This is a genomic window from Streptomyces albicerus, from assembly GCF_008905045.1.
Classification (GTDB): domain Bacteria; phylum Actinomycetota; class Actinomycetes; order Streptomycetales; family Streptomycetaceae; genus Streptomyces; species Streptomyces albicerus.
In genome coordinates, this window is sequence record NZ_VWMY01000053.1 from 23,415 (window position 1) to 36,438 (window position 13,024).

Below are 13,024 nucleotides of genomic sequence, written 5' to 3' on the forward strand. Positions count from 1 at the left end.
CTTCGGCGAGGCGGCGGGTGCGTCAGCGCAAGGCGGGCTTCCGCAAGCCACCGCTCCCCCGCCCCGCCCCCAATGCCCCATCCAGATCCCGCCAAAGATCCTCCACGTCCTCCAGCCCCACCGACAGCCGCAACAGCCGGTCGCTGACCCCACTCCCCCGCCGGTCCTCCGCGTCGACGATGCGATGACTGATCGAGGCCGGATGCTGGATCAGTGTGTCGACGCTGCCGAGGCTCACCGCCGGAGTGATGAGGCGAACGGAGGCGATCACCTCGTGGGGATCGCCATGGATCTCGAAGGCGATCATGGCGCCGCCGAGCCGCGGATAGTGGACGCGGGCGACGCGCGGGTCGGCGGCGAGACGGCGGGCCAGTTCCGCGGCGTTCGAGGAGGCGGCCCGGACGCGTACGGGCAGCGTCGACAGCCCGCGCAGCAGCAGATAACCGGCGAGCGGATGCAGCACACCTCCCGTGGCGAACCTGACCTGCCGCAGCCGCCCGGCGAACTCCTCGTCACAGGCCACCACGCCGGCCATCACGTCACCATGCCCGCCCAGGTACTTGGTGGCGCTGTGCAGCACGAGCCGCGCACCCGACTCGACAGGCCGTTGCAGCACCGGCGTGGCGAAGGTGTTGTCGGCGAGCAGCGGAACGCTCCCGCAGGCGTGGGCGATCGCCCGCAGATCCAGTTCGGCGAGCGTCGGATTGGCGGGTGACTCGACGAGGACCAGACCGGTGTCCGGCCGCAGGGCGTCCTCGATGCCCGCCGGATCGACCCATGTCACCTCGGACCCGAGCAGCCCGGCCGTCAACAGGTGGTCGCTGCATCCGTACAGGGGCCGGACGGCCACGACATGGCGCAGGCCCATGGCGTTCCGTACGAGCAGCACGGCGCTCAGCGCGGCCATGCCGCTCGCGAACGCGACCGCGCTCTCGGTGCCCTCCAGCCGCGCGAGAGCGGTCTCGAACCGGGCGACGGTCGGGTTGCCCAGCCGGCCGTAGACCGGCGGCCCCTCCGGCTCGGCCCCGTCCGTGGCGAAGGCGTCGATACGAGCTGCCTCGCCCCGACTGTCGTACGACGGATACGTCGTGGACAGGTCGATCGGCGGGGCGTGCAGCCCCTGCCGGGCGAGGTCGTCCCGCCCGGCATGCACGGCTTCGGTGGCCAGGGCGCGCGCACCGGTCCCCATCGCCTTGGCCGTCGCCTGGCCCGTTTCCTCTACGTCATCACACGCGTCGCGCACATCAATGCTGCCGAAGTCCATACCCAGCAGCCTGAACACTCAACGGACTATGAGCACGGAATCCCGTGTTACGTTCGATCCATGGCCGAATCTGTCGTACTGGACCCGGTGGATCTCCATCTTCTGCGGTTGCTGCAGAACGACGCCCGGACCACCTACCGCGATCTCGCCGCACAGGTCGGCGTCGCGCCCTCGACCTGCCTGGACCGGGTGACCCGGCTGCGCCGCTCGGGCGTGATCCTCGGCCATCAGCTGCGGCTCGATCCGGCCAAGCTGGGGCGGGGTCTCGAGGCACTGCTGTCCGTGCAGGTCAGGCCGCATCGGAGGGAGTTGGTCGGGCCGTTCGTGGAGCGGATCAGGGCGCTGCCGGAGTCCCGTACCGTCTTCCACCTCACCGGGCCCGACGACTATCTCGTGCATGTCGCGGTCGCGGACATGGCGGATCTGCAGCGGCTGGTCCTCGACGAGTTCACCGCGCACCGCGAGGTGGCCCGCGTGGAGACCCGGCTGATCTTCCAGCAGTGGGACTGCGGCCCTCTGCTGCCGCCCGGCCCGCGCACCGGCACCGGCACCGGCACCGGCACCGGCACGAGCGCAGGCACGGGCACGGGCCCGAGCGCAGGAGTAGGAACAGGAACGGGCACGCCGGAATCCGGCTGACGCGCACGACCTCTCCGTATGAGGATGGCCGCATGTCAGAGACGAAGAACCCGCTGCCCCGCGAAGTCGCCGACGCCTATGTCGACGAACTCATCGCCCTCGACCCGGTCACCGGCACGTATCTCGGCGTGAAGGAGAGTTCGAGCAAGTTGCCCGACACCTCGCCCGCCGGCCAGGAGGCGCTCGCCGAGCTGGCGCGGGCGACGCTGGCGCGGCTCGACGAGGCGGAGCGGCAGCCGGGCGCGGACAGTGACATCGAGCGCCGCTGCGGACGTCTGCTGCGCGAGCGGCTCTCCGCCGAACTCGCCGTGCACGAGGCCGAGGAGGGACTGCGATCCGTCGGCAACATGGCCACGGCCGCTCACTCGGTGCGGGAAGTGTTCACCGTGACGCCGACGGAGACGGACGAGGACTGGGCCGCGATCGCCGAGCGGCTGCGCGCGGTGCCCACGGCCCTCGACGGCTACCGCGAGTCCCTCGCTCTCGGCCTGGAGCGCAAGCTGTACGCGGGTCCGCGCCCCACCGCGACGTTCATCGAGCAGCTCACCGAGTGGTCGGACACGGACGGTTCGGGCCGCGGCTGGTTCGAGGACTTCGCGTCGGCCGGTCCCGAGACCCTGCGCGCGGAACTCGACGAGGCCGCCCGCGCGGCGACCGCCTCCGTGGTCGCACTGCGCGACTGGATGCGCGACGTGTACGCGCCGGCGATCGAGGGCGCGCCGGACACGGTGGGCCGCGAGCGGTACGCGCGCTGGTCACGCTACTTCAACGGTACGGATCTCGACCTGGACGAGGCGTACGCGTACGGCTGGGCCGAGTACCACCGGCTCCTCGCCGAGATGAAGAAGGAGGCCGAGAAGATCCTGCCTGGCGCCGAGACCCCGTGGGTGGCGCTCGCGTATCTGGACGAGCACGGCCGGCACATCGAGGGCGTCGACGAGGTCCGGGCGTGGCTGCAGGGCCTGATGGACCAGGCGATCGAGGAACTGGACGGCACGCACTTCGAACTCGCCGAGCGGGTACGGAAGGTGGAGTCCCGCATCGCCCCGCCGGGCAGCGCGGCAGCCCCGTACTACACGGCGCCGTCGGAGGACTTCTCACGCCCCGGCCGTACGTGGCTGCCGACGATGGGGCTGACCCGCTTCCCGGTGTACGACCTGGTGTCGACCTGGTACCACGAGGGCGTCCCCGGCCATCACCTCCAGCTCGCTCAGTGGGCGCACGTCGCGGAGAACCTCTCCCGCTACCAGGCGACCATCGGCGGCGTCAGCGCCAACTGCGAGGGCTGGGCGCTGTACGCGGAGCGGCTCATGGACGAACTCGGCTACCTCAAGGACGCGGAGGAGCGGCTCGGCTACCTGGACGCCCAGATGATGCGCGCGACCCGCGTCATCGTCGACATCGGCATGCATCTGGAACTGGAGATTCCGGCAGGCTCCCCCTTCCACCCGGGCGAGCGCTGGACCCCCGAGCTGGCGCAGGAGTTCTTCGGCGCGCACAGCAGCCGCCCGGCGGACTTCGTGGAGAGCGAGCTGACCCGCTATCTCTCCATCCCCGGCCAGGCCATCGGCTACAAGCTCGGCGAGCGCGCGTGGCTGCTCGGCCGTGAGAACGCCAAGAAGCGCCACGGCGACGCGTTCGACGCGAAGGCCTGGCACATGGCTGCGCTCTCCCAGGGTTCGCTGGGCCTGGACGACCTGGTGGACGAGCTGTCCCGGCTCTGATCCGGTACGGGGGTCCGGTGGCCGGGCTCAGCGCGCAGGAGCCCGGCCACCGGACCGTACGGACAGCGGCCTCAGCGTCGGAACCCGCCCTCCGAGTCGATCACCTGCCCGGTGACCCACTCGGCCTCGTCCGTCGCGAGCCACGCGATCAGCCGCGCGGGGTCGTCCGGCATCCCCCAACGCCCCGCCGGGAACATCGCGGCGATCGTCGCGTACGCGCCGCCTGTCATGTAGTCCGTGTCGACCGGGCCGGGGTTCACGGTGTTCACGGTGACCGCGTGCTCGGCGAGCGTGGTCGCCAGGGAACGGGTGACCGAGGCGAGGGCACCCTTCTGGAGGGCGTACGCGATCTCGCCCGGCATGCCGCCCGCGATGTCCTGGCCGGACGTCATCATCACCACGCGCCCGCCCGGCGTACGCGGGGGCAGGGTGGCACGCAGCCGTGCGTAGGCCTGGACGAGGAGGATCACGGACCGGGTGTCGACGGCCCAGTGCGCATCGAGCATCGCGGCGTCGATCGTGTCGAGCGGGCCGTCCGAGCCGCTGAGCGCGTGGTTGGCGACGAGGATGTCGATCCGTCCGTCGAGCGCGTCCGCGGCCGCGGCGATCAGCTCGGCCGGGGCCGCCGGGTCGGAGAGGTCGCCCGGCCCGTCGAGGACCCGCGCCTCGGGATCGGCGAGCGCCTCCCGCACCCCGGCGACCACCTCCTCGGGGCGGTCCGCACCCCAGGGCATCTCGGCGTCGTGCGGCACATGGTGGTGCACATACACACTCGCTCCGTACGCGGCCAGCCGCCGGGCCACGGCATAACCGATCCCGCCACGCCGGCTGGCACCGGTGACGAGGGCGGTACGTCCGCGCAGCGGCAGGGGGTCGCGGCGCAGGGCTTCGGGGGTGGGGGAAGGGAGTTGGGGCATGGCGGACCATGATGGGGCGCGCCGACGCGCGTCGCATGTCATTTTCCGGGGCTGGGGCTGCGCCGCCCCAGCGCCGGCCGCAGCCGCAGCCGAAACTCCGTCCCAGCCCCAGAAGCTCCGTCCCAGCAGCCCGAGTTACGGGGCCTCGCCCTCAATCACCGGCCAAGCCGCCTCAGTTGTACAAGGCCCATCCACGTCTCGGGCCCCGGCTTCACATGCGCCGCCCGCACCGCGTACCGCCCCGGATCCAGCGCGATCCGCAGATGCCCCGTCTTCGTCGACTCCTCCCCCGGCCAGGCCGCGTCGAACAGCATCACGGTCCCGGGGACCTCCCAGCTCACCTCCCGCTCCCACGCCGCGGTGTCGAGGGCGGCCGGCACCCCTGCCAGCAGCTCGCGCTCGGACTCCCCGGCGCACCACCGTACGAACGTGCCGTGCTCCGGCAGATACGCGGTCGCGGCGGGATCGTCGCCGAGGACGAGGGCCGTGGTGTTGCCGACGGGCAGCAGGCCGATGAACCCCTCCACCTCGCACGCCCTGTCGTAGTCGGAGGCCAGCTCGTCGCCGTCGGCCCCCGTCCAGAACGGCAGCACCACTTCCGGTATTGCTATGAGGGGTCCACCGCCCGACTCCACCCACTCGACCGAACTGGGATTCGCGTCTCTCGCCATGCCCAGAAACTACATGCCCGGCCAGGCCGGAATTGACGATTCCTTTGCCTTCAGCCGAGGTGATATGCGACTGAGTCCGTACAGCTGTCGTCCTCCCGTACTCCCCTCCTACGGCTGTCAGCAGCCGCAGTCCTCCGCGTCCACGGGCGCCGTCAACGGGTCGGCGGCGCGCAGCTCGCGCCCCTCCCAGGTCTCGAACTCGAAGCCCTCGCGCACCCAGTACTCGAAGCCGCCGAGCATCTCCTTGACCTGGAAGCCGAGTTCGGCGAGGGCGAGGGCGGCACGGGTCGCGCCGTTGCAGCCCGGGCCCCAGCAGTAGGTGACGACCGGCACGGTCCTGTCGAGGAGTTGCTCCGCCTGCTCGGGGATGAGCGCGGTGGGCAGGTGGATCGCGCCGGGCACATGGCCCTGGTCCCAGGACTCCGTGGAGCGGGAGTCGAGGACGACGAAGCCGGGGTCACCGTCGGCCGCCAACGCGGCGGCGACGTCGGACACATCGGCATGGAAGGCGAGGCTCGCACCGAAGTAGGCGGCGGCTGCGGCGGGCGACGCCGGGGCGACACGCAGAACGGCATTCACGGAGGTGCTGGTGTTGGTGTCGGTGTCGGTGTCGGTGTCGGTGTCGGTCACGATCATGTCTGTTGGCCTTCTCTCCCCGGTCCCGCGGCGTCGGCGCCACTTCGGCAGCCGAGCCGGTACCGTCCTGGCACCGGGCCGGTGACTCTCCTCCGCACCGGCCGCGCGGAACTCCCTGGTCAGAAATCTATGGCCGGCAGCCCCCTTCCTGAAGAAGCGATCCACGGCCCTGCTCTTGATCGACCGGGGATTCCCCTGCTATTCCTCGAGCATGACCGCGTATTCACCGGACGCCACCGACTGGCGCATCCTCGACGTCCTCCAGCGTGAGGGCCGGGCCACCTTCGCCGAGCTGGCCCGTGCCGTCTCCATGTCCGCGAGCGCGGTCACCGAACGGGTGCGCCGCCTGGAGCAGGCGGGCGTCATCCAGGGATACGCGGCTGTCGTGGACCCGGAGAGCCTGGGCCTGCCGATCCTGGCGTTCGTGCGGCTGCGCTACCCGAACGGCAACTACAAGCCGTTCCACGACCTCGTCGCCGCGACCCCCGAGATCCTGGAGGCGCACCACGTCACGGGCGACGACTGCTTCGTCATCAAGGTCGCGGTCCGCTCAATGGGTCACCTGGAGGAGGTGTCGGGCAAGATCGGCACCCTCGGCTCGGTGACGACGAGCGTCGTGTACTCGTCGCCCTTGCCGCGCCGCCCCATCGGCCACTGAAGGCTGCGGCCTCTCACGGGGGCGTTCACCATCGAGAGGGACGGTCGCTGAAAGGGGCCCCCTCAGCCCCCACCCCGCTGTCGTACGACCGACCCCGACCGGCCCTTAACGACCTCCAACTGTGCATGGATCCGGCGCCGCAGATCGGCGACGTGGCTGACGATACCGACGCTGCGGTCCCGCTCCCGCAGCGAGTCGAGGACGTCGAGGACCTCGTCGAGTGTCTGGTCGTCGAGGCTGCCGAACCCCTCGTCGATGAAGAGCGTGTCGAGGCGCACGCCCCCGGCCTCGTCGGTGACCACGTCCGCGAGCCCCAGCGCGAGCGCGAGGGAGGCGAAGAACGTCTCGCCGCCGGAGAGGGTCGCCGTGTCGCGCTCGCGCCCCGTCCAGGCGTCGACCACGTGCAGGCCGAGGCCGCTGCGGCCGCGCCCGGCGCGGTCGTCGGAGTGGACGAGCGTGTAGCGCCCGGAGGACATGCGCTGGAGGCGCGCGGTCGCGGCCGCCGCGACCTGTTCCAGACGGGCGGCGAGGACGTAGGACTCCAGGCGCATCTTGCGTTCGTTGTCCGCGGAGGTGCCCGCCGCGAGCGTGGCGAGGCGGGCCACGCGGTCGTACTCCTCACGCAGCGGGCCGAGTCGGCGCACCGAGGCCGCCGCCCGGTGGGTCAGCCGGTCGAGTTCCGTGCAGCGGCGGGCGGCCGCGTCGCGCGCTGAGGCCGCCTCTCGCACTCGTCGGCCGGCGACGGACGCGGTCTGTTCCGCCGCGACGAGGTCGGCGGGCGGCTGCTGTGCGGCGGCCGCCGTCTCGGCCTCGGCGAGCACGGCGCGGACGGCCGCCTCCTCCTGCTGCCAGGCGTCGAGCCGCCGTTGTAGCTCGCGGTGGGCTTCGTCGTCGAGGAGGGCGGCCGCCGCGGCCTGCGGTGTGTCGAACCCGGCGCGGAACGCCGCGTCGGCGAGTCGCGCGTCGGCGTCCTTGAGCCGCTGCGCGGTGTCGGCCGCGACGCGCGCGGCGTCCGCGGCCTCGGTGAGCAGCGCGACCTGCCGCTCCAGCTGAGCGGCGCGTGCCGCCACGCTGCCCGCGGCTCCCCGGGCCTGCGTCAACTCCTCTTCCAGGGCGGTCTTCTCCCGGTCCAGCGTTTCCCGCCGGCCCACACGGGACGCGACACTGACCGCTGCCTGCTGCTGGGCGGCGGCTCGCCGCTCGCGTTCCTGCTCGCCCCGTCTCAGCTCTTCGTTCGCGGCGTGCAGCCCGGACGCGCTCCGCCGCGCCGCCCCGTACTGGCGTTCCAACTCCTCGACCTGCTCGGCCAGTTGGACAGTGGGGGTGTCACCCGCCTCGGCGGTGGCGGCGGCCAGCGCCTCGCGTACGACGCCGAGCCGGCGTTCGTCCTCGGCGCGCTGCTTGTCGGCGCGCTGGTAGGCGGCCAGGGCCCGCTCCTCCGCCGCACGGTCGACGTGGCCGTCGACCTTCCGCGCGGGGGCGGGATGTTCGGTGGCTCCACAGACGGCGCAGGGTTCGCCTTCGGTCAGACTCGCGGCCAGCTCGGCCGCGATCCCGTTCAGGCGCTGTTCCTTGACGTCGAGCCAGTGGGCGCGTGCCTGCAACGCCCGTTCAGCCGAGGCAAGTACCTGCCGCTGTGTCTCATCCGTGTCGTCGGCGAACTGATCGCGCATCCGGGAGGCCGTGAGCCGCTTCTGGGCGGGCTCGCGCTGGACGGCCAGCTGCTCGGCGCGGGTGGCGGCCTCCTGGGCCGATTCGATGCGGGTCTGAAGGCCTGCCCGGGTCGCCTCCCACTCGGAGAGCCAGAGCTCGGCTTCCTGCAGCACGTCGTCGTCGGCGCGCTCCTGGCGGTCCAACGCGTCGTGCTCGGTGGCGAGTTCGGCAAGCCGGTGCTCGGCACGGCGGGCCGACTCGAGCCCGCCCAGCTCCTCGGCGGCCTTGCGCGCGGCGGCCGCGAGGCCCGTCGCCCCGGCGTCGGCGAAGGTCTCCGGCAGCAGGGCACGCGCGCGTGCCTCGGCGTCGGCAGCCCGCCGATGCTCGGCCTCCGTCGCGTCCCGCAGTCCGAGCGCGGGCGCCACCGCCTCGGCCTTGCGGGCGCGCTCCATCCGCGCCTGGGCCTCCCGGTGCGCACCGGAGCGCTCCTCCAGCAGTACGGCCCGCTCCCGCGCCTCGGCGAACCTGCGCTGGAGGCGCGCCACTTCCCGTACGTCCTCCAGTACGCGGTCCGCGGCGGCCTGGGCCGACTCGGCGGCGGTCTGGGCGCAGTGGGCGACCGTGAACCGCTCGCGGGCCGTGCTCCTGGCGATCGCCGCCCACTCCAGGACGGACTCGGCGACGCCCGGGTCGCCGGGGGCCAGGTCGGGCAGCGGCAGTTCCACGATGTCACCGGCCGCCTGCTGCATGCGGTGCGCGTCGGCGAGCAACTCCGCGTCCCCGGCGCGCACTTGGGTCTCGGCGGCGCGTCGGCGCTCGGCCAGGCACTGCTCGACGGCGGCGAAGCGCTGGGTGTCGAAGAGGCGGCCGAGGAGCTTGCCGCGGGCCTCCGCGTCGGCTCGCAGGAAGCGCGCGAAGTCGCCCTGGGGCAGCAGCACGACCTGGCAGAACTGCTCGCGGCTCATGCCGAGCAGCTGGGTGATCTCCTCGCCGATCTCCTGGTGGGAGCGGCTGAGGTCCTTCCAGGAGCCCGCCGTGGCGTCGTACTCGCGCAGCCAGCTCTGCGCCTTCTCCGTCGTGGTGCCCGTGCCGCGCTTCTTGGGGCGCTCCCAGGGCGGCTGCCGGGTGAGCTCCAACCGGCGTCCGGCCACGGTGAGTTCGAGTGTCACCTCCGTACGCGTACCGGCCAGTGCGTGGTCGCTGCGCAGGGAACCGCCCTGACGGGCGCCCGGCACCGATCCGTACAGCGCGAAGCAGACGGCGTCCAGGACGGAGGTCTTGCCGGCGCCCGTAGGTCCGTGCAGGAGGAAGACCCCGGCGGCCGACAGGTCGTCGAAGTCGACCTCCTGGGCACCGCCGAACGGCCCGAAGGCGGTGATGTGCAGCCGGTGCAGCCTCATCGGGCGCCCACCCCCTCGATGTCCAGGTCGTACGGCTTCACCGGGCGACCTCGCGGACGGTGTTGTCGGCGCGGACGGCGTCGAACGCGTCCTGGAGCACGGCCTGTTCGCGTGTGTCGGGTCCGGCGCCGCGCACATGGGCCACGAAGTCCTCCGCGATCTGCTGGTCGCTGCGGCCCGCGAGACGCCGGGCGTACGAGACGTCGGGGTCGTCGGGTGTCCGCTCGGGGTCGAAGACGAGACTGAGCGTGTGCGGGAAGCGCTCGCTGAGGCGCGCCATGGGGTCGGCGGGGCGCACCGGGTCGGTGAGGGTCGCCTCGACCCAGGCCTCCTCGTGGCGCGCGAGCGCCGGGTCGGCGAGCAGGTCCTCCAACTGCCCCCGGACGCGGGCGAGTGCGCGCGGCACCGGGCAGTCGATCCGCTCGGCGTCCACAGAACCGTCGGCCCCCAGGTCGACCAGCCACATGCTCTTGCGGTGGTCCGTCTCCGAGAAGGAGTACGGCAGCGGCGATCCCGAGTAGCGGACGCGCTCGGTGATGGTCTGGCTGCCGTGCAGATGCCCGAGCGCGGTGTAGTCGACGCCGTCGAAGACGCCGGCCGGCACGGAAGCTACCCCGCCCACCGTGATGTCCCGCTCGCTGTCGCTGGCCTCGCCGCCGGTGACGAAGGCATGGGCGAGGACGACGGAACGGGTGCCACGCGCGCGCGTGGCGAGGTCGGCACGCACCCGGTCCATGGCGGCGGCGAGCACGGCCTCATGCCCGGCCTTCTCGACCCCGAACTCGTCCTTCACGAGCGCCGGTTCGAGATACGGCAGTCCGTAGAAGGCCACCTCGCCGAACGCGTCCTCCAGCACCACCGGTGTGCCGCACGCCGAGGGCTCGGTCCGCAGGTGGATGCCCGCGCGGTCGATGAGCCCGGCGCCGACGCCGAGGCGGCGCGCCGAGTCGTGGTTTCCGGAGATCATCACCGTGGGCACACCGAGGTCGGCGAGCCGGTGCAGGGCGTCGTCGAAGAGCTCGACCGCGGACAGTGGGGGCACCGCCCGGTCGTACACGTCCCCCGACACGGCCACCGCGTCCACGTCGCGCTCGCGCACGGTCGTGACGAGGTGGCCGATGAACTCGGCCTGGGCGCCGAGCATGTTCACCCGGTGGAACGCCCGGCCCAGATGCCAGTCGGAAGTGTGCAGAAGCCTCATGATCCCCGAGACTAACGGCCGGGTCGGACATCACGGGCGGCTACTCCCGTATCGGCCCGTTATGCGGCCCCTTGGTCTCTATGCGTCCCCGTATGCCTCTCCGCCCAGTTCGAACCCGGCTGTCCCCGCCGTAATGTCTGCGAGCCATCCCCGGAAGGCCTCGACATCCGTGTCCGGCAGCCCGATCTCCATCGTGACGACCTCCCCGTACCGCACGTCACGCACCTCGCGTCCGGTCGACCGCAGATCGTTCTGCACCTTGCCCGCGCGCTGGTGGTCGACGGTCACCGTCGCCAGGCGAAAGCGTTTACGTGTGATCGTGCCGAGAGTGTCCAGGGCCTCGCCCACCGCTCCGCCGTAGGCCCGGATCAGCCCGCCCGCGCCGAGTTTGACGCCTCCGTAGTAGCGGGTGACGACGGCGACGACGTATCGCATGTCGCGCCGCAGCAGCATCTGCAGCATCGGGACGCCCGCGGTGCCGCCCGGTTCGCCGTCGTCGCTCGCCTTCTGGACGGCGGCGTCGGCGCCGATGACGTACGCGAAGCAGTTGTGCGTCGCGTCCGCGTGCTCCTTGCGGACGGCCGCGACGAAGTCCTGGGCCTCCCGCTCGGTGGCCGCCGGCGCCAGTGCGCAGAGGAAGCGGGAGCGGTTGATCTCGGTCTCGTGCTCGCCTGCGCGGGCCACCGTGCGGTACTCGTCCTGCATCGGGCCAGCGTATGCGCTGCACGCGCGCGTGCGGACGCCCCGGAGCCGCCCGGTGCGCTTCGTGATCTTCGGCGACGGCGGAAGCGCGCCCGTGCCCCGCGAGGTGCTGCGCCGTGTCGAGCCGAACCTCGAGCGGCGGCCGCGCGCCCCTGTGGGCCGATGTCAGCCCATCTTCTCGTCGCCCTTCTTCTCGTCGCCCTTCTTCTTCCCCCGCGGCACGATCATGTCCGTGAGCAGCGCCGTGCCGGGGCCGAGGGACTCCCAGCCGCCGCCGTGCCAGGCGAGGATCGCGATCGCCGACGTGGGGAACTTCGTCCGTACGTCGTCCAGCGCGTCGTCGAGGCTGTCTCCGGCCAGGGTGAGCACCAGGTCCTCCAGGCCGGGGTTGTGCCCGATCAGCAGCAGCGTCTTGGCTTCGGCGGGCGCCGCACGGACCACTTCCAGCAGCTCCGGTACGTCTGCCGCGTACAGCCGCGGATCGTGGCGTACGGGCGGGGGCGTGCCCCACTGTGCGGCGGCCAGCTCCCAGGTCTGCCGGGCGCGTACGGCGGTGGAGCAGAGCGCGAGGTCGGGCAGGCAGTCGGCGGCGGCGAGCGCCCGGCCGGCGGCCGGGGCGTCACGGCGCCCGCGCGGTGCGAGCGGCCGCTCATGGTCGGCGACGCCGTCCGGCCAGGCCGACTTGGCGTGCCGCAGGACGACCAAGCGGCGCAGCGGGCCCGCCCCGGCGCGCGTGATCACGACGGGGTCCCGCGGCCGATGTCACGGGTGAGCTCGAGCCCGAGGAGCCGGTCCGCGTAGGCGTACGTCTCGAAGCGGGCGCCGTCCGGGACGGTCCCCGACGTCTCCACCTTCCGCAGCACGCCGAGTACGGCGGGCACGTCCAAGTCGTCCTCCCAGGCGGCGCGCAGTTGTTGGCGTACGGGATCGGGGATGGGGCCGGACGGCCGGGTGGCCCACGTGGCGACGGCTCCCCGCCAGCGCCTCAGGTTCTCCTCGGCGTCCGCGAGCTCGGCCGCGCCGAGCCGGAGGGGCTCGCGGCGGGGCCGGGCGAGCAGGGCGAGACGCAGGGCCGTGGGATCGGCCGGGTCGCCCTGGTCGCTCTCGAAGCCGGCCGGGCCACTCGCGTCCTCGACCGGGGCGACCTCGACGCGCAGGCCGTCCGCCGCCTCGGCGTCCGGGCCGAGCACATGCAGTACCTGGGCCTCGCCGAGCCCGGATCCGCTGTCCCGTTCGTCCTCGAAGGGCCGGATGCCGAGCGCCGTGGCGGCGGCCCGGAGTTCCGCGCGCCCCTCTGTGCCGGTCAGCACGGTCCAGACGGGTGTCCCGCTGATCTCCAGGGCGCGAACGAGGACGTCGGCGACCAGGAGCACGCGCAGGCCGGTGGTGTCGGGGCGCGGTACGTGCGCCACGACGCGGGTCAGGCCCCGGCGGGCGGGGGTGGCGTCGGTGGGCTCGCCGGTTCGGGCGTCGGTGATACGCAGCACGGGGTGAGCGTAGGCGCGTGAGCCGCCGGGCGCAGGGAGGCTGACGTCATTCCGGACACGTGTTCGCGACTC

The 13,024-nt window shown here is 72.6% G+C and carries 12 protein-coding genes; 3 read left to right on the forward strand and 9 right to left on the reverse strand.

Annotated features, from left to right (window positions below; translation table 11 throughout):
* Positions 1-22: 22 nt before the first annotated feature.
* A complete protein-coding gene (locus GAS53_RS38180) occupies positions 23-1,189 on the reverse strand; it encodes a trans-sulfuration enzyme family protein (protein ID WP_151482409.1) in 1,167 nt (388 codons plus the stop codon).
* Between the two features lie 135 nt (positions 1,190-1,324).
* Here GAS53_RS38180 and GAS53_RS38185 point away from each other — a divergent pair, with 135 nt between their 5' ends.
* Positions 1,325-1,903, forward strand: coding sequence for an Lrp/AsnC family transcriptional regulator (locus GAS53_RS38185; protein ID WP_225859350.1), 579 nt, complete (start codon positions 1,325-1,327; stop codon positions 1,901-1,903).
* Between the two features lie 32 nt (positions 1,904-1,935).
* Positions 1,936-3,627 carry a DUF885 domain-containing protein gene (locus GAS53_RS38190; RefSeq protein WP_151482366.1) on the forward strand — a complete coding sequence of 564 codons (1,692 nt, stop codon included), beginning with the start codon at positions 1,936-1,938 and terminating at the stop codon, positions 3,625-3,627.
* Between the two features lie 71 nt (positions 3,628-3,698).
* Here the strand turns inward: GAS53_RS38190 and GAS53_RS38195 are convergent, their stop codons facing one another.
* The 3 genes from GAS53_RS38195 to GAS53_RS38205 form a co-directional block, all read right to left on the reverse strand.
* On the reverse strand, positions 3,699-4,544 hold the full coding sequence (locus GAS53_RS38195) for an SDR family oxidoreductase (RefSeq protein WP_151482367.1): 846 nt from the start codon (positions 4,542-4,544) through the stop codon (positions 3,699-3,701).
* A 155-nt stretch (positions 4,545-4,699) separates the two neighbouring features.
* Positions 4,700-5,215 carry an immunity 21 family protein gene (locus GAS53_RS38200; protein WP_151482368.1) on the reverse strand — a complete coding sequence of 172 codons (516 nt, stop codon included), beginning with the start codon at positions 5,213-5,215 and terminating at the stop codon, positions 4,700-4,702.
* A 117-nt stretch (positions 5,216-5,332) separates the two neighbouring features.
* Positions 5,333-5,851 carry a rhodanese-like domain-containing protein gene (locus GAS53_RS38205; protein WP_151482369.1) on the reverse strand — a complete coding sequence of 173 codons (519 nt, stop codon included), beginning with the start codon at positions 5,849-5,851 and terminating at the stop codon, positions 5,333-5,335.
* A 211-nt stretch (positions 5,852-6,062) separates the two neighbouring features.
* Between GAS53_RS38205 and GAS53_RS38210 the strand changes: the two genes are divergently transcribed.
* Positions 6,063-6,509 (forward strand): Lrp/AsnC family transcriptional regulator, encoded by a 447-nt coding sequence (locus GAS53_RS38210; RefSeq protein WP_151482370.1) that lies wholly within the window; start codon positions 6,063-6,065, stop codon positions 6,507-6,509.
* 62 nt (positions 6,510-6,571) lie between these two features.
* Here the strand turns inward: GAS53_RS38210 and GAS53_RS38215 are convergent, their stop codons facing one another.
* The 5 genes from GAS53_RS38215 to GAS53_RS38235 all read right to left on the reverse strand — a co-directional run bounded on the left by GAS53_RS38215 (position 6,572) and on the right by GAS53_RS38235 (position 12,952).
* Positions 6,572-9,562 (reverse strand): AAA family ATPase, encoded by a 2,991-nt coding sequence (locus GAS53_RS38215; RefSeq protein WP_151482371.1) that lies wholly within the window; start codon positions 9,560-9,562, stop codon positions 6,572-6,574.
* A gap of 37 nt (positions 9,563-9,599) precedes the next feature.
* Complete coding sequence (locus tag GAS53_RS38220) at positions 9,600-10,763, reverse strand: exonuclease SbcCD subunit D (RefSeq protein WP_151482372.1); 1,164 nt, start codon at positions 10,761-10,763, stop codon at positions 9,600-9,602.
* Between the two features lie 78 nt (positions 10,764-10,841).
* Positions 10,842-11,468: a YigZ family protein gene (locus GAS53_RS38225; RefSeq protein ID WP_151482373.1), complete on the reverse strand. Its 627-nt coding sequence runs from the start codon at positions 11,466-11,468 to the stop codon at positions 10,842-10,844.
* A 162-nt stretch (positions 11,469-11,630) separates the two neighbouring features.
* Entirely contained in the window at positions 11,631-12,206 is a 576-nt protein-coding gene (locus GAS53_RS38230; RefSeq protein WP_151482374.1) for a SixA phosphatase family protein, read from the reverse strand.
* Entirely contained in the window at positions 12,203-12,952 is a 750-nt protein-coding gene (locus GAS53_RS38235) for a hypothetical protein (RefSeq protein ID WP_151482375.1), read from the reverse strand. The genes GAS53_RS38230 and GAS53_RS38235 overlap by 4 nt, the downstream gene beginning before the upstream one ends.
* Positions 12,953-13,024: the final 72 nt, after the last annotated feature.

Bases quoted from the DNA above. Each gene is read 5' to 3' on its own strand.
- GAS53_RS38205 (WP_151482369.1), bottom strand. From the start codon at position 5,851: ATGATCGTGACCGACACCGACACCGACACCGACACCGACACCAACACC.
- GAS53_RS38180 (WP_151482409.1), bottom strand. From the start codon at position 1,189: ATGGGGACCGGTGCGCGCGCCCTGGCCACCGAAGCCGTGCATGCCGGG.
- GAS53_RS38225 (WP_151482373.1), bottom strand. From the start codon at position 11,468: ATGCAGGACGAGTACCGCACGGTGGCCCGCGCAGGCGAGCACGAGACC.
- GAS53_RS38215 (WP_151482371.1), bottom strand. From the start codon at position 9,562: ATGAGGCTGCACCGGCTGCACATCACCGCCTTCGGGCCGTTCGGCGGT.
- GAS53_RS38185 (WP_225859350.1), top strand. From the start codon at position 1,325: ATGGCCGAATCTGTCGTACTGGACCCGGTGGATCTCCATCTTCTGCGG.
- GAS53_RS38190 (WP_151482366.1), top strand. From the start codon at position 1,936: ATGTCAGAGACGAAGAACCCGCTGCCCCGCGAAGTCGCCGACGCCTAT.
- GAS53_RS38200 (WP_151482368.1), bottom strand. From the start codon at position 5,215: ATGGCGAGAGACGCGAATCCCAGTTCGGTCGAGTGGGTGGAGTCGGGC.
- GAS53_RS38195 (WP_151482367.1), bottom strand. From the start codon at position 4,544: ATGCCCCAACTCCCTTCCCCCACCCCCGAAGCCCTGCGCCGCGACCCC.
- GAS53_RS38220 (WP_151482372.1), bottom strand. From the start codon at position 10,763: ATGAGGCTTCTGCACACTTCCGACTGGCATCTGGGCCGGGCGTTCCAC.
- GAS53_RS38210 (WP_151482370.1), top strand. From the start codon at position 6,063: ATGACCGCGTATTCACCGGACGCCACCGACTGGCGCATCCTCGACGTC.